This is a genomic window from Actinoplanes sp. OR16, assembly GCF_004001265.1.
Taxonomy (GTDB): Bacteria; Actinomycetota; Actinomycetes; order Mycobacteriales; family Micromonosporaceae; genus Actinoplanes.
Genome location: NZ_AP019371.1, coordinates 6,644,812 through 6,667,569 on the forward strand (window position 1 = coordinate 6,644,812; position 22,758 = coordinate 6,667,569).

Below are 22,758 nucleotides of genomic sequence, written 5' to 3' on the forward strand. Positions count from 1 at the left end.
CGGGGTTTTCACCGGTCCCGGCCCAGCAGGTGCGCCAGCTCGGCCCGGGAGCGCAGCCCGAGCTTGCGGTAGACGCTGCGCAGATGGAACTCGACGGTCTTCGGGCTGAGGAACAGCTCCTGGGCGGTCTCCCGGTTGGTGGCGCCCTGCCCGACCAGTTCGGCGACCCGCAGCTCCTGGGTGGTCAGCCCGGCCACCCGCCATCTCGGCGGTTCGGCCGAGGCCGGCTCGCTCCGGTCGAGGGTCCGCTGGGCGCGGCTCACCCAGGGCCGCGCGCCGAGCCGGGCGAACGTGTCCCGGGCCTGCCGCAGCGGCGGCTCGGCGTCGCCGGGGCACCCCAGGGTGGCAAGGGATTCGCCCAGGAGCAGCCGGGCGCGGGCCGCCTCGAACGGCTCGCCGGTGTCCGACGCGGCCCGGAACTCCTCGGCGGCCCGGTCCGGGTACACCAGTCCCGCGCAGCGGCGCAGCACCGCGCGCAGCGGTGGCGAGCCGGCCTCGGCCGGGGACACGGCGGCCAGCAGCCGCTGCGCCTCACCGGGGTGCCCGGCCCGGACGGCCGCCTCCACCAGGTCGCCGACCCAGGACAGGCGCCCGAGGTCGCCGGTGTCGCGGGCCTCGGCCGAGCGGGCGGCAGCGGCCAGCCTCGCGTACGCGGCCTCGTCGTCGCCCAGGCTCAGCTCGAGCAGCCCCTCGGTCGCCTCGGTGAGCACGACCAGGCCGCCCAGCCGCAGACCGGTGACCAGTTGCCGGACCCGGGCCAGCAGCTCGCGGCACTCCTCCCCGGCGCCGCGGGCGGCCGCGATCCGGGCCAGGGCCAGCCGGGCCATCGCCTCGTACGCCCCCTGCCCGAGCCGCTCGGCGCGGCGCACCGACTCCGCAGCCTCGGCCTGCGCGTCCTCCCACGCCCCGGTGCGCACGTGCAGTTCGGCCTGGACGGCGAGCAACCCGGCGAGCAGGCTGCCGATCTCCCGGCGGCGGGCCTCGAAGACCAGTTCCTCGACCAGCGGGGCGGCCAGGGCGAGTTCGCCGAGGCGCAGCAGCAGGAGCGGGTACCAGAGCCACAGGTCGCCGCGCCAGCCGATCGGCAGCAGGCCGTCGCAGGTGCGCCGGTCCAGCGCGTCCCGGCACCCGGACCAGAGGTCCCGGGCCGCGGCCAGGTCGCCGGCGCAGGCCTCCGCGGCGGCCCGGCGCCCGGCCAGCACGTCGGGCGGCGGCCCGGATCCGGCGCCGATCCGGCCGGCCTGCGTCACGGCGGCGAGCGCGGCCCGCGGCTCACCGGCGAGCGCCTCCGAGTCGGCCGCCGCGAGCAGCATGGCCGAGGCCCGGCCGGGGTCGAGCGAGCGCACCCGCACGGCCTCCCGGCGCAGCGTCCGCCGGGCCTGGTCGGGCCGTGCCCGGATGCGGTCGGAGCGGGCCAGCATGGCCTGCACGTCCGAGCGGACCCCGACGTCGTCGCTGCGGTGGGTGATCCCGTCGCCGATCCGGGCGGCCCGGTCCGGGTAGCCGGCGAGCTGCCAGCACTCGGCGGCGACCATGGCCCGCCGGGCCCGGGCCGCGGGGTCGGCGGTCAGCTCGGCCGCGCACTCCAGCAGCCCGGCGGCTTCGCTCATCGTCCCGGCCGCGTACGGCTGGGTGGCCGTGCCCTCCAGCTCGGCGGCGACCCGCTCGTCCAGCCCCAGGGTGGCGACGCCGAGGTGGCGGGCACGACGGGCGCCGCTGGTCACCTCGGCGAAGAGGGCGTGCACCCGGCGGCGGTGGGACACGTCGTCCTGCTCGTAGGCGGCCCGCTGCACCAGCGGGTCGCGGAAGCTCACCTCGTTGCCGTGGCACCGGAGCATGCCGGCCGCCTCGGCCGCGTCCAGCGTCTCGGCGGGCAGGCCGAGCTCGGTCAGCACGGCCCGGACGGCCTGCAGCCCGGCGTCACCGGCGACCGCCACCACCAGCAGCGCCGACCAGTCCGCGTCGGTGAGCGTGGCGGCGCGCCGGCGTACCGCGTGCAGCAGCCGGGGACCGGCCGGCAGCGGCTCGGGCAGCGGCGCCCCACCGCCCAGTTCGGACGGCGCCAGCACGCCGGGCGCCTCGACCAGCGCCAGCGGCAGGCCGGCGCAGGCACGGACCAGGCGGTGCTGCACCGTGCCGGCGAGCGGAACCGGCGACACGTGGTGCAGCAGCGCACCGGCGTCGCCGTCGTCCAGCGGTTCCAGGCGGTGCGGTTCCAGCGGGTACGGTCCGTCGCCGCGGCCGGTCGTGGCGATCACGCCGACGCCGGCGCCGGCCGCCCGCCTGGCCACGAAGAGCACCGCGCTCCGGGAGATCTGGTCGAGCAGGTCCAGGTCGTCCACGAGCAGCAGGCCGTGCCCCGGTTCGGCGGCGGTGAGCAGGCTCAGGGTGCCGGCGGCGACCGCGTACGGATCGGTGTCGGGCTGCGGGCCCGACCCGAGACCGGCCGACAGGGCCGCGCACTGGTGCTCGGGGATGCGGGGCAGCAGGTGGCGCACCGGGGCCAGCAACGCGTGCAGCCCGGCGAACGGCAGATCGCGCTCCGCCTCCGCCCCGTGCACGGTCAGCACGGGCGCGGGAGAGGCGCGCTCGGCGGCGTACCCCAGAAGGGCGCTCTTGCCGATGCCCGGATCACCGGTGAAGAGCAGGCTGCCGCCCACCCCGGACCGTAGCCCGGCGAGCAACTCGTCCACCACGCGGCACTCCGGATCGCGGCCATAGAGCACCGTTGCTCCGTTGAGCATGGACGCATGGTAGGCAACCGGCCGCGCCGAGTCTGTCGTTGATCGGGCGGAACCCGCGAAGTCCCTCGTGGCGGACCCGTCCCCACGCCCGGCTCCGACCTGAGTGGACCAGGTCGCCCGAGGTGACGATCCGTCGGATGCCTGCGCTCGGCTCAGCGGCTCTTCATCCGCTTCTCGATGGCATCGTCCAATTCCCGCGCCAGGATCGAGCCATGACCGCCTTCTTGCGGGGTGACCACCAGCCCTAATCGAAAGGCGGCCAGCTCGAAGGCGATGTTCCGCCACTCCGCGATCCCCCCGCGCGCTTCCTCTTGCTGGAATTCCTTCTCCTTCCGCTCGACGGCGGTTCGGAACCGTGCTGCGAAGGCCTCAGCCCCGCGCTCAGCAGGGTGAGCGCCGATCGCTGCCCGTGTCATGGGAAAGTCGTCATTGGACTTGATCAGAATCAGCCGCGTCTTGAGATGCTGCACTTCGTCGAACGGGGCCATCAGGTCACCGGCGGTATGCGCCGTCTCCCGGTCCAGACGAGCCAGGATCTCCGCGATGTCACGCAACACCTCCAGTTCGTGTTGCCTGCGTCGCTCCTTTGCCAGGTCCCGGTTCGACTTGGCCATCGCCAGCACGGCGATCACGATCGCTACCAAGCTGAGAACCGCGCCTGCCACCTGGGCGAGGTCTACGACGAGCTTGTCCAGGCCGTCCTCAGCGGAGATCTCTGCGGGCTGCGCCATGAGAGCCGGCGTCGGCAAGACGGCCCAGGGACCGGACATGGCGCTATTCATCGAGCAATCGTGGCACCGCGGCGTGTCGTCAGGATCGCGCAGTAAGCATCACGACTGAGGCAACCGGCCGCTAGCGGTTGCCCCGATGGAAGGCCATCAGCAGCCTGGCTGCCAGCTCGGCAGCCACGTCGGATGCGAGATCGCCGAGGTCATCGGCCGGCACTGATTCCTCGGGCGGGACCTCGAGCTTGGCCCTCATCAGGAACCCGCTTCCGTGGGAGCGTGGCATCCGGTCGAGCCGCCCGACGGTCAGCATGTCGGCCGGCATGACAGCCAGTGCAGGCGCATATCGGGCTGCACTCCGCGGACTGAGCGTGATCAAAGTGATGATCGATGCTGCCAGATGGTCGAGCAGCCAGGTCTCGTCAAGGACAGCGCCCATCGAATCCTTGGGAAGGGGTTCCCAGGCGGACCGCTGCCCGTGGCGGCCGACGAACAGCCCGTGCGGTCCGGAGGTGCTGTCGGACGAGACCGCCCGGGCACCCTGATCGTCGACATCGGTCTCGACCGGGACCCTCGCCGGAAGATGGGCGGCGAGTTCCTCGGCAAGGGCGGCCAGGCGGCGGACCTCGATGTGAGGCGCCGGATCGATCGGAACCAGATGCAACTCCAACGCTGGTGATTCGAAACTCTGCCTTCGCCGAGTGATGGCCGACCGCCAGGCAACATCGAGCGGCCCACTTTCCCTGCGCCACGAGGGCCCGGTGTGCGTTGCGGGATCGTGCGCGGCGACCTCGCGGTGCGAGGATTGCCGGCGTACGTCGCCCGCAACCGCCACCTGGTTGGGAGAACCGATCACCCCAGCGAGGTAGTCGGTGATGACGGCCATCGCGAACTCCGCGGCATGGTCGGCCGCAGCCGGCTGTGAACCTGCGGCGTCGACTAGTTCCTTTCCCCCGTCGGCCCGATCACTGATACCGCGTACGGTGAGTGTCGGTGTCTGGTGCATCTGGCCCGCGTGAGCCATGCCGGCGCTTTCCATCTCGATCGCTGCGGCGTCGTTGTAGTTGCGCCTCAACTGCTCGGCCAGCGGATGCGTGCGCGAGTTGAGCACGACCTCACCTGCGGCGATAGGCCTGTGGTGCACAGCGAAGGACAGTGGCGCGGCACGCCAGGCCCGGGCTGCGGCACGCGCGCTCTGGCTGAGCGCCCAGTCTCCGTTGTAGGACTGAGGGCGGGCGAGGAAATCGTCGCCCTTCGCCATGCCACCCTGATACGAGTAGACCCTGGGTGCCACGACTACATCGCCGAGCTGGAGATCGCTGTGCAGGGCCCCGGCGATGCCCACGAACAGAATCGCCTTCGGATGGAACATCTCGATGGCATGACTGGTCACGAGCGCTGCGGCGTAATTGCCCGGTCCCAGCTCGGCGACCGCTACACGGCTACCACCAGTGATCGAGCCGACCTCGAACTGTGTGCCGACTCGATCGCGGCGTACTACGCGACCGTGCAGGTGCCGTGCTACTGCGTCGTACTCCACGGGCAGTGCGGTCAGAACCACGACCTGCACATCGTCCTGGGCGCTCACGATCCCCGAGAGTAGCGGGCGCGTAAGTGACTGATCGCAGAGGACGGTCGCGTAGGCTGCTTTGTAAGCTGTGGCGATGCTCGATACCGACCTGCTGGCCGCCGCTGAAGCCGCGACCGGGTTCATGCCCGCCGATGAAGGGCTGGCGCTCGCCGAGGCAGCGCTCGCAGCGCCGGCCGGGCCGATCCTCGAGGTGGGCAGCTATCTGGGCAAGTCGACGCTCTACCTGGCCGCCGCGGCACGGGTCAAGGGCACCACGGTCGTCACCGTCGACCACCACCGGGGGTCGGAGGAGCATCAGGAGGGCTGGGAATATCACGACCCCGGCCTCGTCGACCCCGCTGTCGGGCTGATCGACACGGTGCCGGGCTTCCGCCGTACGATCGCTGCGGCGAAGGCCGAAGATGTGGTCGTCGCCGTCATCGCGAGGTCTGAGGATCTCGCGCGTATCTGGGGGACGCCGCTCGCGTTCGTGTTCCTCGACGGCAGCCACACCGACGAGTCGGCGCGGCGGGATCTCGCGAGCTGGGCGCCGCACCTGATGGTCGGCGGCGTCCTGGCCATCCACGACGTGTTCCCGGATCCGGCCGACGGCGGGCAGGCGCCGTACCGGATCTACCGCCAGGCGATCGACAGCGGCGAATACGCCGAGCTCACGGGGCAGGGTTCGCTGCGGCTTCTGCGCCGGAAGCGGTGACGCGGAAGATCGCCGAGCGGGGATGCCCGCCGGTCAGGGCGTCGGTGGCGAGGACCACGGCGGCGGCCGTCCAGGTGGTGCGCTCGACCGGCCAGCGCACGCCGTCGGTCAGGACCAGGCCGGTCCAGTAGGAGCCGTCGTCCTCGCGCAGATGCTGCATGTCGGCGACCAGGGCCGACGCCGCGTCACGCTCGCCGATGGCGTCCAGGGCCAGGGCCAGCTCGCACGTCTCGGCGCCGGTCACCCAGGGTTGGTCGGAGACGCAGAAGATCCCCTTTCCCGGTACGACGAACTCCTCCCAGCGATCCTCGATCCGCCGGAGGGCCGCCGTGCCCCGGATCGCCCCTCCCAGGATCGGGTAGTACCAGTCCATCGAGAAGCGGCTCTTGTCGGCGAACGCCGCCGGCCTCTCCCGCAGCGCGGAAGCCAGCAGATCCGCGGCCAGCTCCCAGTCGGGCTGCGGCTCGTCGAGCAGCGTCGCGATCGCGACTCCGCACCGCAGCGCCTGATGAATGCTCGAGCATCCGGTCAGCAGGGCGGTCGGATCGCCGGCCGCCCAGCCGATCTCGCCGCCCGGGGCCTGACAGCCGGTGACGAAGTCGAGCGCCCGCCGCACGGCCGGCCACATCCGCTCCAGGAACGCGCTGTCCCCGGTCGACAGCCAGTGGTGCCACGATCCGACCGCCACGTAGGCGGCATGGTTGGTTTCGGCCGTCGCGTCCGCGATCACGTTGCCGGGGTCGTACCGGGACGCCCATGATCCGTCGGGCCGCTGCATGCGGCGCAGCCAGTCGTAGGCCGCGGCGGCCCGCTCGTGCTCGCCGCCCGCGTCGAGGGCCATCGCCGCCTCGACGTGATCCCACGGATCGGCCTGCCCGCCCGCATACCAGGGGATGAGCCCGTCGTCCTGCTGCTGCGCGGCGATGCTGGCGACGGTCTCAGCGATCTGGTCAGGCATGTTTCTCCAGGTAGATGACCACGCTCTTGCCGATCAGCGGGTTCAGCGCCTGCTCCACGACCCGGGTCAGCGCCGGCTTCTCGACGATGTCCCAGACGAGCAGCTTGTGATAAGCCCTGGTGGGGAAGGCGTCGCCGATGGCGCACTTGAGCCACCAGTACGGGCTGTGCAGCGCGTGCGCGAACCCGTTGCCGGTCACCGTCAGCCCGGCTTCCCGGAGCTTGGCGGCGAGCTCGTCCTCCTTGTAGATGCGGACGTGCCCACCCTCATTGGCGTGATACGAATCGGACAGCGCCCAGCAGACCCGCTCGGGCAGCCAGCGCGGCACCGTCACCGCCGCCAGACCGCCGGGCTTGAGCACGCGGGTGAGTTCCGTGATCGCCGTCTTGTCGTCCGGGATGTGCTCGAGGACCTCCGAGGCGATGATCCGGTCGAAGCCGGCGTCCGGGAACGGGAGATCGAGCAGATCACCGTGGACCGTCGTGGCGCTCGCCGTCGCCGGGACCTCGCCGGCCATCTCCATGGCCGCGCACCACTGGGCGGTCGTGGCCAGGTCCTTCTCGTTCAGGTCGAGGGCGACGACGTCGGCGCCGCGCCGGTACGCCTCGAAGGTGTGCCGGCCCTCGCCGCATCCGAGGTCGAGGACCCGCATTCCCGGCCGGACGTCCAGGCGGTCATAGTCGACGGTCAGCAATGGTTCTCCCTGCCTTCTTCTCCAAGATCGCCTCTGTGTACCACTCGGCGGTCCGGATCGCGGTCCGCCGCCAGGTGAAGTTCTCCACTGCTCGTTCGCGGCCACGAGCGCCCAGCGTCATCCGGAGTCCCTCGTCGTCGAGCAACCTCCCGATCGCCGACGCCAGCGCCCCGGGATCGCCCGGCGGCACGTGCAGCGACGCGAGCCCGTCCGGCCCGGTCACCTCCGGCAGAGCGCCCGCGGTCGTCGCCACCAGCGGCACCCCGCACGCCATCGCCTCGACCGCCGGCAGTGAGAAACCCTCGTACTTCGACGGCACCACAGCCACCGACGCCGACCGGAAAAGATCAGCCAGTTCCTCATCCGGGATGCCCGACACGAACCGCACGGACCGGTCCAGCCCCAGCCGGGTGATCGCCTGCGCCGCGGGTCCGTCCGGGCGCACCGAGCCGACCACCACCAGTTCGACCCCGCGTTCCGCCCGCAGCTTGGCGACCGCCTCGATCAGCTCCTTCAAGCCCTTCAGGGGTACGTCGGAACTGGCCACCGTCACGATCCGGCCGTCGACCGGCGGGGTGCCCGGCCGAGGGCTGAACACGTCCACGTCCACACCGACGCCGATCACCCGCATCCGGTCCGCGGGCACCCCGAACGCCTCGGTGATCTCGTCCCGGGCAGCCGTCGACACCGTCGTCAGCCAGCCCAGCCGCCGGGCGACCCGGCCCTGCATGCGGGTGAACGCGTACCACCGCCGCAGGGACAGCCGCCGCTTCCAGTCCGGCGCGGCCGCCAGCTCCAGATCGCGGTCCACGGTGATCGGATGGTGGATCGTGGCGACGACCGGGGTGCCGGTGCGGGCCAGCGGCAGCAGGCCGTAGCCCAGGCACTGGTTGTCGTGCACGACGTCGAACTCGGCCAGCCTCGCCCTCAGGTGCCGCCACGCTCGCAGGGAGAACGTCAACGGCTCCGGGAACGCCCCTGTGCACATCGACAGCCATTCGAGCAGGTCTATCGACGTACGAAACTCCTTGATCTTTGGTGTCCGGAAAGGATCGGGCTCCCGGTAGAGGTCGAGGCTGGGCAGGACGGTGAGACCGACCCCGTCGTCCTCGTTGATCTCGGGCAGCGGCGGCCCGGAGAAGACCTCGACGTGGTGGCCGAGCCGCGCCAGTTCCCGCGACAGATGCCGGACATAGATCCCCTGGCCGCCGCTGTGCGGTTTGCTGCGATACGACAACAGGGCGATGCGGAGCGGCGCGGAGATCACCACCTGACCCTATGAGGTGATTATTTCCGGGCGCGCTCGGCTTGCCGGATTCCGGCCGGCCCCACCGGCGCGCCCACGATGCTCCTGCTGCACGGCACCGGCAGCCATGCCGGTACGTGGGACCGCTTCGCCCTGCGCGTAGCCCCCGCCGGCTACCGCGTGATCGCCGCCGACCTGCGAGGCCACGCGTCGAGCTCCCGCGTCGACGACTACTCCCTGCCGGCCCTGCGCGACGACGTCCTGGGCCTTCTCGGGGCGTTCTCGCTGCGCGATGCCGTGCTCGTAGGCCACTCGGTAGGCGTCCACGCGGCCCTGGCGGCGGCCCTCGCGTCCCCGTCGCTCGCCAGCCGGCTGATCCTGGAAGACCTGGCGGCGCCGCCGCGCGCGCCGTCGCTGTTCCAGAGCGCGCTGGCCGGCCTGTGCTCAGCGGGCGCGCGCGTCTCAGCAAGCCGCGATCTAGGAGTGAAGGTCACGATTTTCCACCAACTCGCCCGCCCCGACCCGGCCTGGTGGTCAGCCCTGCCGTCGGTGACCCAGCCGACCCTGATCCTCTCCGGAGGCCGCACCAGCTGCGTCCCACCCCGCCGCCTGGCAGCCGTGGCCGCAGCGATCCCGTCCGCCGCCTCGCAACGATCCCGGTGGGCGACCGCGTCCATTCCCTGGCGCCGGACCAGTTCTGGTCGGAGGCGGCAGCCGTCCTCTCCCTGGCCGCCCCCATCCCCAGCCGATAGACGAAGCCGTCAACTTCTTCGCCACCGCGCTCACGCTTCTTCTTCTCGGCGCAGGAGTAGCGACATTCAGGACCACGGAAAGGGAATCGAAGTCGACGCGCCCCCCACGACATCCCGCTGAATTCGTTCGGGGAACTCGTCGGTCAGCCGAGGAAGACCTTCAGGAAGTCGTCGACGCGCTGGCGGGCCTGGGGCAGGCCGTCGACGCGGCGGGTGGCGGTGCCCTCGATCCGTACGAGGTGGTGGTCGTCCTTCTCGGCGGTCGTGGACGCGGTGATCAGGGCGCCGCTGGTCCGGGCCGTCACCCGGCCGGCCGCGGGGTCGGTGAAGTCGAAGGCGACGATCTCCGCGCCGATCAGGGTCAGGGCGGACATCAGACGTTCACGCAATGTCTGCCCGTCGCCTTCCACCAGCAGCTCCGCGGACGGGGCGACGCCGACCGCGTGGTTCGTCCAGTATTTCCAGGCGTAGAAGGCGGCGCCGAGCAGGTAGAGGACGGCCATCGGCAGCAGGAAGGGCAGCGAGACGAACGGGAGGAAGGCGAACGGCTGCAGCCAGATCAGGAGCAGGACGCCGGCGACCACCACGTGCCAGATCACCATGACGCGCGCCGACGCCGGGTTCGGCTTGTCACTCGCCGCTGCCGCTATGAGGTCGAACGTCACTCCTCCACTATGGAGGCCATGGAACAGTTTCAGCACCTGGCCGCCTTCGTCGCCGCGCTGCTTCTCGGCGGCGCGAGCGTTCTGCAGGCCCGGCATGCGCTCGCCAAGGCCGAACACGAGCGGCGGCGGATCCCCGGCGCCGCGCATCACGTGCTGCCGTCGTCGTGGCACAAGCCGATCCCCGGCGAGACCACCTTCGACGTGCAGCACTTCCGGCGGGTCGCCGCACTGTGGTGGGTCATCGTCGCCGGATCGGTGCTGGGCGCCCTGGCCGAGGCCGCCGACTGGGCGGCCTGACCGCCGGGCGTAGGTTGACCGGCATGATCGAAGTGCGTCTGCAGCCGATGACCGAGGACGAGTACGTGTCGTGGCGGGCGGAGGCCGAGGCACACTATGCGCGCAGCGTCGAAGCCACCGGCCGGTCGTCGCGGGACGCGGCCCGGCAGGCGGCCGAGACCTATGCGCGACTGCTGCCGGGCGAGCGGGACACCCCGGGCAACCACTTCTGGTACGCCTACGACGGCGACCTGCGGGTCGGCTTCCTCTGGATTGTGGTCACCGAGGCGACCGGATCCGCGCTCGTCCACAACGTCGCCGTCGACGAGGACAAGCGACGACAGGGCTACGGCCGGGCGATCATGCTGGCCGCCGAGCGCTGGTGCGCGGAGAGTGGGCTCACCCGGCTCGGCCTGCACGTCTTCGCCCACAACACCGGCGCGCGGGCCCTCTACGAGCAGCTCGGGTTCGCCGAGACAGGCCGCAACATGGCGAAGGATCTCACCCCGGGGAGAGGAGACCGGTGAGGGCGTCGGCGGTGTGCGCCGCACCCTTGTCGGTCACGTGGACGAGGTCCTCGCAGTAGAGGCGGACGAGCAGACGGCGGAGAACGACGCGATGACCGCCCTGCTGCGTAGTCTGGCCGCATGAGCCGGTACGTGATCGACGCTCCCACCCTGCTGCACCTCGTCGATCACAAGGTCGCCGTCGACCCTGGCCATCGACTGGTGGCGCCCGCGTCGATCCGCTCCGAGGCGCTGCAGCTGCTGCTCGACGACGTGCGCAACGGCGCCCGCGACGACGACGCGGCGATGCGGGCGCACGAGCTGCTCACCGGGCTGAAGATCCGGGCGCTCAACGATCGGGTGTCACGGGCCGTGGCCTGGCGCATCGCGCGGGAGCAGGGCTGGGCGACGCTGCGCGACGCCGAGTACGCCGCGGTGACCCGCCTGCAGGCCGACGCCCTGGTCACGGTCGACGCGGCGCTGGCCGGCCGGATCGCGGGCCTGGTACCGGTCCTGCCCGTGGAGCGGTTGCGCGCGTAACCCCTGAGGAGTCTCCACGGCGGTGTCGCGGGTCGAGCGGACCTTCCCGCCGAACGCCCACGCCCACGTGAGCCGCCGGGCGGCACGGCCGGCGTGACGAGTGGGGGAGGGGATGAGCTGTGCAGGTGACGGCCGGCGATCACGTGCGCCTGCTCGCCGAGCCGGGCGCTGCCTCGTTCGCGAGTGCCGGCGGGTCCCGGCGAGATCACCCCGGCTTCTCCCGGGGCGCTGATTTCAGGCCGGTGGGTCCTGGAGCTTGAGTTGTCCGCTGCCGAGTGGATCGCCGCAGGCGGTGCAGTGGACCTCGGCCACGAACTCGTGCCCGCAGGTGTGGTCGAAGCGGACCGGGTCGTCGCCGTGCCGGACGTGCTCGTGACCCCAGCGTTTGAGGGTGAGCAGCACCGGTGACAGGTCACGGCCGGCGCGGGTGAGGCGGTACTCGTAGCGCGGCGGGCGTTCGCTGTACTGCTCGCGGGCGATGACGCCGTGGTCGACGAGCTTGCGCAGCCGTGCCGCTGCGATGTCGCGGGGGGCCCCGGTGTTGCGGACGATCTCGGTGAAGCGCTGCTGGCGGTAGAACAGCTCGCGCACGATCAGCAGGCTCCACCGGTCGCCGACGATCTCGAGGGCGTCGGCGATGGTGCAGTCCCTCGGTGTCCTCTCGGATGGCGCGGCCGGCATGAGCGCCATTCTTCCCGAAGAGGGTTGTGTTTTCAAACCTACGACCGCACGATGAGGTCGGTTTGAAAACACAACCGTCGATGGAGAAGGCATGAGCACGCAGGTCTCACACCAGGCCGCCACCCGGACCACAGTGCTGCTGTGCGCGGCCGCGTTCATGACCATGCTCGACCTGTTCATCGTCAACGTCGCGCTCGTGTCGATCGGCGCGACCTACCCCGGCTCCTCGCTGGCCGATCTGAGCTGGGTGCTCAACGCCTACATCGTCGTCTACTCGGCGCTGCTCGTCCCGGCCGGCGCGCTCGCCGACCGCTATGGCCGTAAGCAGGCGTTCCTCGCCGGGCTGGCGCTGTTCACGGTCGCCAGTCTCGGCTGCGCGGTGGCGCCGGGCCTGTGGGCGCTGGTCGGGTTCCGGGCCGTGCAGGCAGTCGGCGCCGCGGCGCTGACCCCGGCGAGCCTCGGGCTGATCCTCAGCGTGCTGCCGGAGACGCGCCGGCCCGGCGCCGTACGGATCTGGGCCACCACGTCGTCGTTCGCGGGAGCGTTCGGGCCGGTGATCGGCGGGCTGCTGGCCGACGTGTCGTGGCGGTGGGCGTTCCTGCTCAACCTGCCGATCGGCATGGTCGCGTTCGTGCTGGCGGCGCGCCTGCTACCGGCGTCCGCGCAAGCGACGACGGCGCGGATGCCGGACCCGGTCGGCGCGGCCGCGATCGCCGTGACCGTCGGCGCGGTCTCGCTCGGCCTGGTGATGGCCGGCGCTTGGGAGACGGGGCCGCTGCTGCTGGTCGCCGGGCTCGCCCTGGCCGCGCTGGGGCTGCTGGTGCACCGGGTGCGGACGCATGCGGCGCCGGTGCTGCCACGGCGGCTGTTCCGGGTGCCCAGCTTCAGCATCGCCAACCTGACGATCCTGGTCTTCACCAGCGCCTTCGGCGCCGTCTTCCTGAGCGTGTCGCTGTGGATGCAGACGACTGCCGGGTACGGCCCGTTCCGGGCGGGACTGGCGCTGCTGCCCGGCCCGCTGATGGTGCCGCTGTTCGCCGCCCTCACCCAGCGCCGGGCCGGCGGCGCCCAGCCCCGCTACGTGATCGCGACCGGCCTTGTCGTGTTCGGCGCCGGCTCGCTGCTGCTGGCGATCCGGGGCGGCGGCCAGTACGCCGTCGATGTGCTTCCCGCCTGGCTGATCATCGGCGCCGGCATCGGCATCGCCATGCCCACCCTGATCGCCTCCGCCACCAGTGACCTGTCACCGGGCGACGCGGCCACCGGCAGCGGCGTCGTCAACACCGCCCGCCAGACCGGCTACGCCCTCGGCATCGCCGGTCTCGTGGCCATCCTCGGTGACCAGGTCGGCGGCGGCTTTGCGGCCGGCTGGGTCTTCGTGACCGCGCTGGTGCTGATCAGCGCGGCGACCGCACTCTTCATCCGGCAGACCAGCACAAGGACGGTGACCCAGTGATGACAGCCTTGACCGAGCTCACCGACCCCGACGTCCTCATACCGCAGGCAGCCGCGCGGATCCTCGCGGACGCGCCGTGGCGGCGCTTCGCCGTCTTCGGCGACAGCCTGTCGCTCGGCGTCGGCGACCCGACCCCGGGATACGACAGCCTCGGCTGGGCCGACCGGATGGCGCGCGTGCTGCGGCAGGTCCAGCCCGGACTCGCCTACCTCAACACCGCCCGCGTCGGCGCGACGACAGCGCAGGCGCAAGCCGAGCAGGCCGAGCGGATCACCGGCTTCGCCCCGGACCTGCTGCACCTCAACAGCGGCGCCAACGACATCATGCGCCGCCGGCCCGACTGGACGCGCATCGAGGACGACCTGCGGGCGATGTACGTGTGGGCGGCGTCCACCGGCGCCCGGCTGAGCGTGTTCACCCTCGGACGCGCCTTCGTGGTTCCCGCGTTCCCGGACTTCACCGACCGGGTCGCGCGCCTCAACGACATCACCCGCAGACGTGCGGCCGAATACGACGCGGTCGTCGCCGACTGCTGGGACCACCGGCTCAACGACCGCCCGAACCTGCTCAGCGGCGACCGGATCCACTTCGCCACGGTGGGGCAGGCGGCCATCGCCACGCTCATGGTCAGAGCCCTCGGGGCGCGGCTTGGCGAGCGTGACGAGAGGCGCGGATGGTAGGAGAGAACGCATGACTTTCACGCCCGTCCTGCTTCCCAGCCCGTTCCTCGGCTCCGCCGTCTGGCAGCCGGTGGCCGCCGCGTTGCGCGCCGGCTTCGGGGTGAGCGCGGTGCTCGTGGATCCGCCGGTTCCGGCGTCGGCCGACCCGGCGGTGGTGCTGGCGCGGCTGGCCGAGCAGCTCCCGCAGTCCGGCGACGTGGTGCTGGTGCCGCACAGCAACGCCGGGCTCTACGTGCCCGCGCTGGCCGGTGGCCGGCCGGTGCGCGGGGCGGTGTTCGTGGACGCGGTGCTGCCGCCGGCCGAGGGCGAGCTGCCGGTGGCGCCGGAGGGGCTGCGCGACCTGCTGCGCGAGCAGACCGACGACGAGGGGCTGCTTCCGGAGTGGACGCGCTGGTGGCCGGAGCCGGACGTCGCCGCGCTGTTCCCGGACGCCGCGACCCGGGCGGCGGTGGAGGCCCAGCAGCAGCGGGTGCCGTTCGACTACCTCACTGCCCGGGTCAAGGTTTCCGCCGGTTGGGATCACAATCCCGCGGCGTACGTGGGATTCGGGTCCACATACGCCGAGGAGCAGGCTGATGCGCGGGCCCGGGGGTGGGCCGTCGAGACGTTGACCGGCGAGCACCTGCACATGCTCGTCGAGCCGGGCGCGGTGGCGTCGACGATCGTACGACTGGCTCAAGGTCTTTGATCTTCTGTGCGCATGCCGACCGCTTCGGCGAGTGGCCCCACGACCGCCTCGCCGAGCGGGACGGCGGCGAACGAGCCGACGGCGTCGTAGCTGTACACCCGGGCCAGCACCGCGCGGGGGACGTTCTGCTGCAGGGACAGGTCCCAGTAGACGGCGATCTGCTCCATCGCGATCCCGACTTTGCCCGCGCGCCTCCGCCTGGCGTTCGTCTAACTGATCGCGCTGGTCAGGTTGACCTCGACGGCGCCGAGCAGCTGCTGGTCGAAGGCGAGCAGGCGGTCGATCTTCGGGGTGCTGACGATTGCTTGAACAGTGGGCATGACGGTAGGACCTCCCGGCCCGCCGAACTAATCGGGCGTGAGGAAGCCGGTCAGCGCGTCGGCGGTGTGCGCCGCGCCCTTGTCGGTCATGTGGATGAGGTCGTCGCAGTACAGGCCCAGCCGGTTGTCGCCGGACGGGGGCAGCTGCCGGGCCGCGAGGTCGAAGTAGGTCACGGCGCTCGTACCCCCGTACCCCCCGGAGTCCTCGGCCGCGACCTCCCGCCAAGCCTGCGCCAGGCGGCCGAAGCCCTCGGCCCGGCCCGGGCCCACCCGGGGCGAGCCGTAGACGACGAACGACGGGTCTGTTCCGGCCGCCGACCGTGCCGCCTTGATGATCGCCTTGAGGTTGCGCTTGACGGTCGCGGCGGGCACGCCGGTACGCCAGTCGTTGACGCCCAGCTGCAGGATCACCAGGTCGGGGCGGATCTCGGCGAGGCTCGGCGCCCACGCGGAGGTCTGCGCGGCGAAGCTGCCGGTGGTGCGGCCGCCGTGACCGCCGTTCCACACCTGGATGCCGCGGTGCTCGTCGCCGTCGAAGGTGACGAAGCCGTTGACCCGGCCGGTGCCGCTCACCGTCACGGTGTGACTGCCCGCGGCCAGCGGCCCGGAGCCGGACGCCGGGATCGGGCGGCCGTCGACGGTCACCGTCAGCGCGGCAGCGGGCGAGTGCCACACCCGCACGCTGGTCCCGGTGAACGAGTGGGTGAGTGTGCCGCCGGTCAGCTCCCAGCCCTTCAGCGCCCAGCCGTCATCCGGCGGCGCCGGCCGGCCGCCGCCGCTCGCGATCACCGGCCAGCGGTCCGGGCGGCCCCACGCGGCGACGAAGTTCGCGCCACCGGCGGCGCCGGCCACCGGGAACGCGTGCCGCAGGTTCTCCGCCAGCACTGCCACGTAGCCGCGGCCATGGACCGAGCCGACGCCCTCGGTGCTCGACGAGCCGATCACCGCGACGACCGCCGGCTGGTAGCGCCGGTTCGCCAGCGCAGCGTGCCAGGACAGCAGCGCCAGCCGGTCCGGCGCCGCGTCACCGGCCGCGCGGGCCGCCGGCGCCGTGGCCGCGCCGGCGGCTATTCCCGCTGCTATGGCCCCGCCGGCGACGGCGCTCGCCCGGATGAAGTTCCGGCGATTCGTCATCAGCCGCCCCCCGATGTTTCCTTTTGCGACCTGTTCGCAGTGTGGGCGAGTGTGTGACATCCGGGCAATAGACGGATCGGTGGATGTCAGGACGGAAGCGGCGTGCCGAACAACAACCGTTCGATCAGGTCAGTGGTCCACGCTTCGGACGAGTCGGACAGTCGCGCGGCCGCCATGGTCATGAACGCCAGGTAGACGTGGTAGCGGTAGGAGCTCCAGGTCGGTGGACGCCACAGCCACTCCGGATCCGGGTCACCCGCGGTGTGACGGCGCTCCCAGAAGCGGCGCATGGCAGCGGCGAGCTGCTTGTCGAGGATCAGGGCCGAGCTGTCGGTGAAGTACAGGAACTTGGTGAAGAAGGCAGGGCCGAGCCCGGCGATCTTGTGTTCGCCGGAGAGGAGTACGCGGTAGGCGGCGACCGGGCCGTCCTTCTGCAGGGCGGCGGTTGCGGCGTCCAGCTTGGCCGGCTGGGCGTCGACGAGGATCTCGCCGAGGCGGTGCGGCCCGTAGGCCTGCCGGGTGCCGGAGCCCCAGGCGAACGAGGTCTTGAGCAGCTCGAGAGGGTCCGTGACAGCGGCGACGTGGGCGCGGCTGACCGATGCGGGCAGCGTCAAGCCGAACCCCGTCCACTTGTCCGGATAGACGCTGATGGTGTGCGCGGCCACCAGCGCCCGCGCGTCGTCCGGCCCGCCGGTCCGCTCAGCGAGGGCCGCGCGGCGCGAGCGCAGCCACGCGATCTCGTCGTCGAACAGGCCGCCGGACACGACGCGGCGGTCGAATGCCGAGGCGTCCTCGGGCAGTTCCATCTCAGGCTCCATGGGCAGCAGTAGTGCGGGGAGCCGTGACACTAGCGCGCTTGTTCTCGTACATCTGAGCGTCCGCCCGCGCCAGCAGGTCGTCCGGGGCGATCACCCGCCGCTCGGACCAGACGGTGGTTCCGAGGGCGGTCGAGACACGCAGCGTCTCGCCACGCCAGGCGACCGGCTCGGCCACGGCGCGCACGATGCGGGCGCCCAGGGTGTACGCGGTGTCGCCGTCAGCGTCCGGGCAGAAGACGAGGAACTCGTCGCCGCCGATGCGGGCCACCACGTCGGTCGACCGCGCCACATCGGTGATGCGCCGGGCGGTGGCGCGCAGCACCGCGTCGCCGGCGTCGTGCCCGTACCGGTCGTTGATCGGCTTGAAGTCGTTGAGGTCGCAGTAGAGCAGCGCCAGGTCACCGCCCTCGCCCGCGGCGTGCCGGGCGATCGCCTTCTCCATCATCGCGAACAGCTGCCGCCGGTTGACCAGGCCGGTCAGTTCGTCGTGCGCGGCCTGGCGGGCCAGCGCCTCCCGGTCGCGGGACCGCAGCGCGTTGAGCCGTCCGATCCGGATCAGGACGAGCGGGATCGTCAGCATCGGCGCGATGGTGAGCAGCAGGCCGTCCGCGGGCGAGCCGGCGAGCTGCCCGGCCGCACCGACCACCGGGATCAGCAGCATGGCGCCGCCGAGCACGCTGAGCTGCATCTTCGGGGCCCGGTCGACGGCCCGCGCCGGTGGGTTCATCAGCCGGGCGGCGCTCGGGTGCAGGCTGGCCGCGCCGAGACTGAGGTAGCCGAGGGCGAACAGCAGCGCCGGCGCCGAACCCTGACCGGAATCGGTCGAGGCCATGTTCACCACGGCGGTGCCGAGCACGGTCAGGCCCAGCGCGCCGAACAGGAACAGGAGGCTGACCTGGCCCCGGCCGCTGGTCCGGACCACCCGCAGCAGCGCGCCGCAGATGCCGAACAGCACCAGCAACTGGGTGAGCGCGAACAGCTGCGTGGCGGTCGAGTCACCCTTCGCCAGCATCTGCGGGCGGAACAGGAACTCCCAGACCGGCGTGGCCGCCGCGATGCCCCAGACCGCGGCGTCGATGGTGCCGCTCGCGTCGCGCGGGGTGTGCCGCAACACGATCATCAAGCTGGCGGCCAGGAAGAACACGTAACCGAACAGCGGCGGCAGCACGGCCAGCAGCGGCTGCGGGACGTCGGCGCCGCCGGGGACGGCGGCCGGCAGGTACCAGGCCGCGTTGGCGACGGTGAGCATCATCAGCGCCAGCACGGTGAGCAGCCACGGGCGCCGGTCCGGGAGGCGATGCACCCGTACGCCGGCCGCGATGCCCAGAGCGGCGATGACGCCGGAGAGCATCATGAGCAGCAGCCGGACCGCCTCCGACCCGACCAGATAGCCGGTGGCGAAACCCGCGGCCACGACGAGGAACCCGATCGGCACGCCGATCCGGGCCGGGAGGCCGTCTGGTTTCACGGCCGCATCGATCGGCGGCGACAGCCGGATCTTGAGAGATTGTCAAGAAGCTGTAATTTCGCTGTTAGCGCGCTTGCCCTACGCTGTGGTCCCCGGTCGAGCACCGGCGTGGACGAGGCAGGGGTTTCGAGTGACGACGGCGACCGTGGTGTTCCTGGTGATCGGCGGCGCCGGCCTGGCCATCCTCGCGTTCGCCCTGCTCGGCGGCGAGATCGCGAACTTCGGGCACTTCGGCGCCGACGGGCTGGTGCCCGTCGAGGCGGTCGCCGGCTTCCTGGGCGCCCTCGGCTTCGCGGGGGCGATCACCGCAGAGCTGCTGTCCGCCCGTACCCCCTCAATGATCTTGATCGCAGTCGCGGTGGCGCTCGTCGCCGCCTTCGCCGCCGCCTGGCTCGCGCTGAGGTTCTCCCGCGCGGCCCGCGACATGCGCACCGACGCGACACCCACCCGGCAGAACCTGGTCGGCACCATCGGCGTCGTGGTGACCCGGGTCCCGGCCGGCAGTGGTTACGGCGAAGTGCGCGTGCGTCTCGGCGGGCAGCCGGTCAAGCTCTACGCCCGTGCCGACCAGGCCCTGCCGGCCGGCACCCCGATCTTCGTGGTGGAAGCACCCACCGACACCAGCGTCGTGGTCGAAGCGACCCCGCACACCGGAAAGGTATAGATGTCACCCGTGCTGTACGCCATCGCAGGCGCCGTCCTGCTCGTCATCCTCCTCGTCCTGTTCGTGCTCACCCGGATCAAGGTGGCCGGGCCGAACGAGGCTTTCATCATCACCGGGCGCAAGGGCCGGGTGACCCAGTCGGCCGACGGCACGAGCAGCACCGACCTCTCCGGGCAGAAGGTCGTGATGGGCGCCTCGGTGTTCGTCATGCCGGTCGTCCAGCGTCTCCAGTCGCTCGACCTGTCCAGCCGCCGCATCGACGTCAGCATCAAGGGCGCCGTCTCCAAGCAGGGCATCCGCGCCGAGCTGCACGGCGTCGCGATCGTCAAGGTCGGTGGCACCGAGGACGCGATCCGCGCCGCCGCGCAGCGGTTCCTGCACCAGCAGGACGAGATCGAGGACTTCACCCGTGAGGTCCTGGCCGGCGCGCTGCGGTCGATCGTCGGCCGGCTCACCGTCGAGGAGATCATCCGGGACCGGGCGGCGTTCGCCAGCGCGGTCGCCGAGGAGGCCGAGCACTCGATGACCAACCAGGGTCTGGTGCTCGACACGTTCCAGCTGCAGGACATCCTCGCCGAGGGCTCCTACCTGCAGGACCTCGGCCGTCCCGAGGCCGCCCGCGTGCTCAAGGACGCGGCCATCGCCGAGGCCCGCGCCCGGCAGGCCGCCGAGCAGGAGCGCCTGCTCGCCGAGGAGGCGATCGCCGAGGCCGAGCGGAACCTCGCCCTGAAGAAGGCCGGCATCCAGGCCGAGATCGACGCCGCGAAGGCGAAGTCCGACGCGGCCGGCCCGCTCGCCCAGGCCGAGCGCGACCAGCAGATCCTCGCCGAGCAGCAGAAGGTGGCCGAGCGCAACGCCGAGCTCAAGCAGCGCCAGCTCGACACCGAGGTCCGCAAGCCCGCCGACGCCGCGCGATACAAGGTGGAGCAGGAGGCCGAGGCCGCGCGCAACGCCTCGGTCATCGGCGCGGACGCGCAGCGGCAGGCCACCATCGCCGCGGCTCAGGCGTCGGCCGAGCAGGCCCGCCTGACCGGTGAGGGTGAGCGCGCCCGTCGTGCCGCGCTCGCCGAGGCGCACGCGATCGAGGGCGCCAAGGAGGGTGAGGCGGAGCAGCGCCGGCGTACCGCCATCGCCGAGGCGATCGAGCGTGAGGGTGCGGCCGAGGCCGCGGCGATCCTGGCCCGCGGTCAGGCGGAGGCCGAGGCGATGGCCCGCAAGGCAGAGGCATTCTCGTCGTACGGCGAAGCAGCCGTGCTCGACCTCCTCGTCAAGGTTCTCCCGCAGGTCGTCGAGGCGGCGGCGGCGCCGATGGCGGCCATCGACAAGATGACGGTCATCTCGTCCGACGGCGCGTCGTCGCTGACCAAGTCGGTGGCGAACAACGTGGCGCAGGGCCTGCAGCTCGGCTCCGACCTCACCGGCGTCGACCTGGCCGGCCTGCTCGCCAAGCTCGGCGAGGCCCGGGCGACCAAGCCGGCCGCCGACAACGGTCTCAGCCTGGAGTCCGAGGCCCGCTGACCCGCAGCGTTGCGTCGAGTTTCAGCAGCAGGTCCTGGGCGGTGAACGGCTTCTCGATGAAGGCGATGTCGCCGTCCAGGACGTGGGTGGTGCCGAGCAGGCCGTTGCTGTACCCGGACATGTAGAGGACGGGCAGGTCGGGGCGGCTCTCCTGGAGCTGCTCCACCAGCCTCGGCCCGGACAGCTCCGGCATGATCACGTCGGTGACGACCGCGTCGCAGGGGTGCCGGGCGAAGGCGTCGAGCGCTTCCGGGCCGTTGTGCGCGGCGACCACCCGGTAACCACCGCCCGTCAGGATGCGGGTGATCACGCGAGCCAGGGCCGGTTCGTCCTCCACCACGAGGATGGTCCGGCCTTCGCCGTCGCGCGGGACGGGCTTCGGGGCCGTGGACACGGTGGCCGTGCCGGTCAGCACGAGCGGCAGGTAGATGCGGAACGTCGTGCCGATGCCCTCCTCCGAGTACAGGTTGATGCCGCCGCCCGCCTCCGCGACGATGCCGTAGACGGTGGCCAGGCCCAGGCCGGTGCCCTTGCCGCGCGGTTTCGTGGTGAAGAACGGCTCGAAGATGCGCTCCGCCACGGCCGGCGGGATGCCTTCGCCGGTGTCGCTCACCACGACCCGGGCGTAGACACCGGCCGGCAGCGGCGGCTGCAGGTCGAGCTCGTCGCCGCCGAGCGTCGCGGTGTTCACCTCGAGGACCAGCGTGCCGCCGGCCGGCATCGCGTCCCGGGCGTTGATCGCGAGGTTGAGCAGCACCTGGTGGATCTGGCCCGGGTCGGCGTGCACGAGGACCGGCTTCGCCGACGGCACCGCGATCAGCGTGATGTCCTCGCCGATCGTGCGCGCGAGCATCCCCTGCACCTCGGCGACGGCCGGGTTCAGGTCCATGTCCTGCGGCTGGATGGTGTCACCACGGGTGAAGGTGAGCAGCTGGCGGGTCAGGTTCGTGGCCCGGTCGGCGGCGGTCTGCACGTGCGCGAGGTCGGCGCGTACCTCCGGGTCCTCGCTCTGCTCGGCGGCGAAGTCGGTGTAGTTCTTGATGATCGCCAGGATGTTGTTGAAGTCGTGCGCCACACCGCCGGCCAGCTTGCCGAGGCTCTCCATCCGCTGCGCCTGGTGACTGCGCTCGGCCATGGCCCGCTGCTGCTCGGCTGCCTCGATCTGGGCGGTGATGTTGCGGGCCACGACCGAGACGCCGATGACCGTGCCGTGGAGGTCGTGGATCGGGGCCATGTCGAACGAGACCCGGATCGCAGGGCGGTCCCGGCGTACGAAATCGGTCTCGTAATGAATCCCCTCGGCGCCCTCACCCATCCGCTGGAGCAGCTTGGCGGGATTCTCCAGGACGGTCACCGGCCTGCCCAGCATGTCCGGCGCGGCCTGCCCGAACAGCTTCTCGGCGCCGCGGTTCCAGGCCGTCACGAGACCGTCCGGGGTCAGACCCACGATCGCGTCGTCGATGTGATCCACCACGGTCGCGAGAATGGCCTGATGGTTGGCGGCGGCGCTCACCGCCGCCTGCTCCCGCGCGCTCGCCTCGTCGAGCCGGTGCTGACCCCACGGGTCGACGTAGATCGCGCCCGGCCCGAGCAGCACCGCATAGCTGCGCCGCAGTGACCAGTAGAAGACGCCGATCATGGCGGTGACCGCGTCCCAGACCGCGGTGATCCAGAGCCAGCCGGGGGAGTGGACCGGGTGCCCGGCGCCGCGGAGGACCATGAGCGCGTGCAGTCCGTGCCCGACCGCGCAGCTGAAGAAGATCCCGGCGGTGGCGACGGCCAGCTTGTTGGTGCGCAGCTGCCCGGCACGACTCACGGGCACCACGATCGCCACCATGATCGCCAGGTAGGCGACCATGATGATCAGGTTGCCGAGCAGATAGAGCTGACCCGCCACGCCTTACTATCGGAACTGTCGTACCCCGGCTTTAGGCTGCTCA

Annotated in this window: 23 protein-coding genes; 10 read left to right on the top strand and 13 right to left on the bottom strand. The window is 71.7% G+C overall.

Annotation, left to right across the window (positions count from 1 at the left end):
- Positions 1–8: 8 nt before the first annotated feature.
- The 3 genes from EP757_RS30375 to EP757_RS30385 form a co-directional block, all read right to left on the bottom strand.
- The gene (locus EP757_RS30375) at positions 9–2,744 is read right to left on the bottom strand and encodes a LuxR family transcriptional regulator (protein WP_127551825.1); all 2,736 of its coding nucleotides are present in this window, start codon (positions 2,742–2,744) and stop codon (positions 9–11) included.
- 152 nt (positions 2,745–2,896) lie between these two features.
- The gene (locus EP757_RS30380; RefSeq protein WP_127551827.1) at positions 2,897–3,526 is read right to left on the bottom strand and encodes a hypothetical protein; all 630 of its coding nucleotides are present in this window, start codon (positions 3,524–3,526) and stop codon (positions 2,897–2,899) included.
- 70 nt (positions 3,527–3,596) lie between these two features.
- A complete protein-coding gene (locus EP757_RS30385) occupies positions 3,597–5,057 on the bottom strand; it encodes a 5'-methylthioadenosine/S-adenosylhomocysteine nucleosidase (protein WP_160165923.1) in 1,461 nt (486 codons plus the stop codon).
- Positions 5,058–5,133: 76 nt separating this feature from the next.
- Here EP757_RS30385 and EP757_RS30390 point away from each other — a divergent pair, with 76 nt between their 5' ends.
- Positions 5,134–5,754 (top strand): class I SAM-dependent methyltransferase, encoded by a 621-nt coding sequence (locus EP757_RS30390; RefSeq protein WP_127551831.1) that lies wholly within the window; start codon positions 5,134–5,136, stop codon positions 5,752–5,754.
- On the opposite strand, the gene EP757_RS30395 is transcribed toward EP757_RS30390, so the two are convergent.
- The 3 genes from EP757_RS30395 to EP757_RS30405 are packed head-to-tail and all read right to left on the bottom strand — an operon-like array spanning position 5,711 to position 8,673.
- Positions 5,711–6,712 carry a prenyltransferase/squalene oxidase repeat-containing protein gene (locus tag EP757_RS30395; RefSeq protein WP_127551833.1) on the bottom strand — a complete coding sequence of 334 codons (1,002 nt, stop codon included), beginning with the start codon at positions 6,710–6,712 and terminating at the stop codon, positions 5,711–5,713. The two genes, EP757_RS30390 and EP757_RS30395, sit on opposite strands and share 44 nt — an antisense overlap.
- Positions 6,705–7,406 (bottom strand): class I SAM-dependent methyltransferase, encoded by a 702-nt coding sequence (locus EP757_RS30400; RefSeq protein ID WP_127551835.1) that lies wholly within the window; start codon positions 7,404–7,406, stop codon positions 6,705–6,707. The genes EP757_RS30395 and EP757_RS30400 overlap by 8 nt, the downstream gene beginning before the upstream one ends.
- Positions 7,387–8,673, bottom strand: a complete 1,287-nt coding sequence (locus tag EP757_RS30405; RefSeq protein ID WP_127551837.1) for a glycosyltransferase family 4 protein — start codon at positions 8,671–8,673, stop codon at positions 7,387–7,389. Before EP757_RS30405 ends, EP757_RS30400 begins: the two co-directional genes overlap by 20 nt.
- A gap of 78 nt (positions 8,674–8,751) precedes the next feature.
- Between EP757_RS30405 and EP757_RS30410 the strand changes: the two genes are divergently transcribed.
- A complete protein-coding gene (locus tag EP757_RS30410) occupies positions 8,752–9,525 on the top strand; it encodes an alpha/beta fold hydrolase (RefSeq protein ID WP_127551839.1) in 774 nt (257 codons plus the stop codon).
- Between the two features lie 22 nt (positions 9,526–9,547).
- Here the strand turns inward: EP757_RS30410 and EP757_RS42985 are convergent, their stop codons facing one another.
- Complete coding sequence (locus EP757_RS42985; protein ID WP_160165924.1) at positions 9,548–10,069, bottom strand: hypothetical protein; 522 nt, start codon at positions 10,067–10,069, stop codon at positions 9,548–9,550.
- An 18-nt stretch (positions 10,070–10,087) separates the two neighbouring features.
- Between EP757_RS42985 and EP757_RS30425 the strand changes: the two genes are divergently transcribed.
- The 3 genes from EP757_RS30425 (at position 10,088) to EP757_RS30435 (ending at position 11,391) form a co-directional block, all read left to right on the top strand.
- Positions 10,088–10,366, top strand: a complete 279-nt coding sequence (locus EP757_RS30425) for a hypothetical protein (protein WP_127551845.1) — start codon at positions 10,088–10,090, stop codon at positions 10,364–10,366.
- A 23-nt stretch (positions 10,367–10,389) separates the two neighbouring features.
- Positions 10,390–10,872, top strand: a complete 483-nt coding sequence (locus EP757_RS30430) for an N-acetyltransferase (RefSeq protein ID WP_127551847.1) — start codon at positions 10,390–10,392, stop codon at positions 10,870–10,872.
- A 120-nt stretch (positions 10,873–10,992) separates the two neighbouring features.
- The gene (locus EP757_RS30435) at positions 10,993–11,391 is read left to right on the top strand and encodes a hypothetical protein (protein ID WP_127551849.1); all 399 of its coding nucleotides are present in this window, start codon (positions 10,993–10,995) and stop codon (positions 11,389–11,391) included.
- A gap of 234 nt (positions 11,392–11,625) precedes the next feature.
- Here the strand turns inward: EP757_RS30435 and EP757_RS30440 are convergent, their stop codons facing one another.
- The gene (locus tag EP757_RS30440) at positions 11,626–12,072 is read right to left on the bottom strand and encodes a helix-turn-helix domain-containing protein (RefSeq protein WP_127551851.1); all 447 of its coding nucleotides are present in this window, start codon (positions 12,070–12,072) and stop codon (positions 11,626–11,628) included.
- A 91-nt stretch (positions 12,073–12,163) separates the two neighbouring features.
- Here EP757_RS30440 and EP757_RS30445 point away from each other — a divergent pair, with 91 nt between their 5' ends.
- Genes EP757_RS30445 through EP757_RS30455 form a run of 3 tightly spaced genes read left to right on the top strand, consistent with a single transcriptional unit; the run spans position 12,164 to position 14,896 of the window.
- Positions 12,164–13,528: an MFS transporter gene (locus EP757_RS30445; RefSeq protein WP_127551853.1), complete on the top strand. Its 1,365-nt coding sequence runs from the start codon at positions 12,164–12,166 to the stop codon at positions 13,526–13,528.
- Complete coding sequence (locus tag EP757_RS30450) at positions 13,528–14,208, top strand: SGNH/GDSL hydrolase family protein (protein ID WP_127551854.1); 681 nt, start codon at positions 13,528–13,530, stop codon at positions 14,206–14,208. The genes EP757_RS30445 and EP757_RS30450 overlap by 1 nt, the downstream gene beginning before the upstream one ends.
- 10 nt (positions 14,209–14,218) lie before the next feature.
- Positions 14,219–14,896 carry an alpha/beta hydrolase gene (locus tag EP757_RS30455; RefSeq protein ID WP_127551855.1) on the top strand — a complete coding sequence of 226 codons (678 nt, stop codon included), beginning with the start codon at positions 14,219–14,221 and terminating at the stop codon, positions 14,894–14,896.
- Here the strand turns inward: EP757_RS30455 and EP757_RS30460 are convergent.
- From EP757_RS30460 to EP757_RS30475, 4 genes are all read right to left on the bottom strand, one after another.
- On the bottom strand, positions 14,884–15,063 hold the full coding sequence (locus EP757_RS30460; RefSeq protein WP_197725412.1) for a hypothetical protein: 180 nt from the start codon (positions 15,061–15,063) through the stop codon (positions 14,884–14,886). The genes EP757_RS30455 and EP757_RS30460 overlap by 13 nt on opposite strands.
- Positions 15,064–15,243: 180 nt before the next feature.
- The gene (locus EP757_RS30465; RefSeq protein WP_127551856.1) at positions 15,244–16,350 is read right to left on the bottom strand and encodes an SGNH/GDSL hydrolase family protein; all 1,107 of its coding nucleotides are present in this window, start codon (positions 16,348–16,350) and stop codon (positions 15,244–15,246) included.
- A gap of 86 nt (positions 16,351–16,436) precedes the next feature.
- The gene (locus tag EP757_RS30470) at positions 16,437–17,156 is read right to left on the bottom strand and encodes a hypothetical protein (protein ID WP_127551857.1); all 720 of its coding nucleotides are present in this window, start codon (positions 17,154–17,156) and stop codon (positions 16,437–16,439) included.
- A gap of 1 nt (position 17,157) precedes the next feature.
- Positions 17,158–18,636 carry a GGDEF domain-containing protein gene (locus EP757_RS30475; protein WP_127551858.1) on the bottom strand — a complete coding sequence of 493 codons (1,479 nt, stop codon included), beginning with the start codon at positions 18,634–18,636 and terminating at the stop codon, positions 17,158–17,160.
- 130 nt (positions 18,637–18,766) lie between these two features.
- Here EP757_RS30475 and EP757_RS30480 point away from each other — a divergent pair, with 130 nt between their 5' ends.
- Both EP757_RS30480 and EP757_RS30485 read left to right on the top strand, forming a co-directional pair.
- Positions 18,767–19,300 carry an NfeD family protein gene (locus EP757_RS30480; RefSeq protein WP_127551859.1) on the top strand — a complete coding sequence of 178 codons (534 nt, stop codon included), beginning with the start codon at positions 18,767–18,769 and terminating at the stop codon, positions 19,298–19,300.
- Entirely contained in the window at positions 19,301–20,818 is a 1,518-nt protein-coding gene (locus EP757_RS30485) for a flotillin family protein (RefSeq protein WP_127551860.1), read from the top strand.
- Here the strand turns inward: EP757_RS30485 and EP757_RS30490 are convergent.
- Positions 20,793–22,715 carry a PAS domain-containing hybrid sensor histidine kinase/response regulator gene (locus EP757_RS30490; protein WP_232050078.1) on the bottom strand — a complete coding sequence of 641 codons (1,923 nt, stop codon included), beginning with the start codon at positions 22,713–22,715 and terminating at the stop codon, positions 20,793–20,795. The genes EP757_RS30485 and EP757_RS30490 overlap by 26 nt on opposite strands.
- Between the last annotated feature and the right edge of the window lie 43 nt (positions 22,716–22,758).

Excerpts from the sequence above, each read along its gene's own strand:
- EP757_RS30375 (WP_127551825.1), bottom strand. The coding sequence starts at position 2,744 with ATGCTCAACGGAGCAACGGTGCTCTATGGCCGCGATCCGGAGTGCCGC.
- EP757_RS30380 (WP_127551827.1), bottom strand. The coding sequence starts at position 3,526 with ATGAATAGCGCCATGTCCGGTCCCTGGGCCGTCTTGCCGACGCCGGCT.
- EP757_RS30390 (WP_127551831.1), top strand. The coding sequence starts at position 5,134 with ATGCTCGATACCGACCTGCTGGCCGCCGCTGAAGCCGCGACCGGGTTC.
- EP757_RS30395 (WP_127551833.1), bottom strand. The coding sequence starts at position 6,712 with ATGCCTGACCAGATCGCTGAGACCGTCGCCAGCATCGCCGCGCAGCAG.
- EP757_RS30410 (WP_127551839.1), top strand. The coding sequence starts at position 8,752 with ATGCTCCTGCTGCACGGCACCGGCAGCCATGCCGGTACGTGGGACCGC.
- EP757_RS30425 (WP_127551845.1), top strand. The coding sequence starts at position 10,088 with ATGGAACAGTTTCAGCACCTGGCCGCCTTCGTCGCCGCGCTGCTTCTC.
- EP757_RS30430 (WP_127551847.1), top strand. The coding sequence starts at position 10,390 with ATGATCGAAGTGCGTCTGCAGCCGATGACCGAGGACGAGTACGTGTCG.
- EP757_RS30435 (WP_127551849.1), top strand. The coding sequence starts at position 10,993 with ATGAGCCGGTACGTGATCGACGCTCCCACCCTGCTGCACCTCGTCGAT.
- EP757_RS30440 (WP_127551851.1), bottom strand. The coding sequence starts at position 12,072 with ATGCCGGCCGCGCCATCCGAGAGGACACCGAGGGACTGCACCATCGCC.
- EP757_RS30445 (WP_127551853.1), top strand. The coding sequence starts at position 12,164 with ATGAGCACGCAGGTCTCACACCAGGCCGCCACCCGGACCACAGTGCTG.
- EP757_RS30450 (WP_127551854.1), top strand. The coding sequence starts at position 13,528 with ATGACAGCCTTGACCGAGCTCACCGACCCCGACGTCCTCATACCGCAG.
- EP757_RS30455 (WP_127551855.1), top strand. The coding sequence starts at position 14,219 with ATGACTTTCACGCCCGTCCTGCTTCCCAGCCCGTTCCTCGGCTCCGCC.
- EP757_RS30460 (WP_197725412.1), bottom strand. The coding sequence starts at position 15,063 with ATGGAGCAGATCGCCGTCTACTGGGACCTGTCCCTGCAGCAGAACGTC.
- EP757_RS30465 (WP_127551856.1), bottom strand. The coding sequence starts at position 16,350 with ATGACGAATCGCCGGAACTTCATCCGGGCGAGCGCCGTCGCCGGCGGG.
- EP757_RS30470 (WP_127551857.1), bottom strand. The coding sequence starts at position 17,156 with ATGGAACTGCCCGAGGACGCCTCGGCATTCGACCGCCGCGTCGTGTCC.
- EP757_RS30485 (WP_127551860.1), top strand. The coding sequence starts at position 19,301 with ATGTCACCCGTGCTGTACGCCATCGCAGGCGCCGTCCTGCTCGTCATC.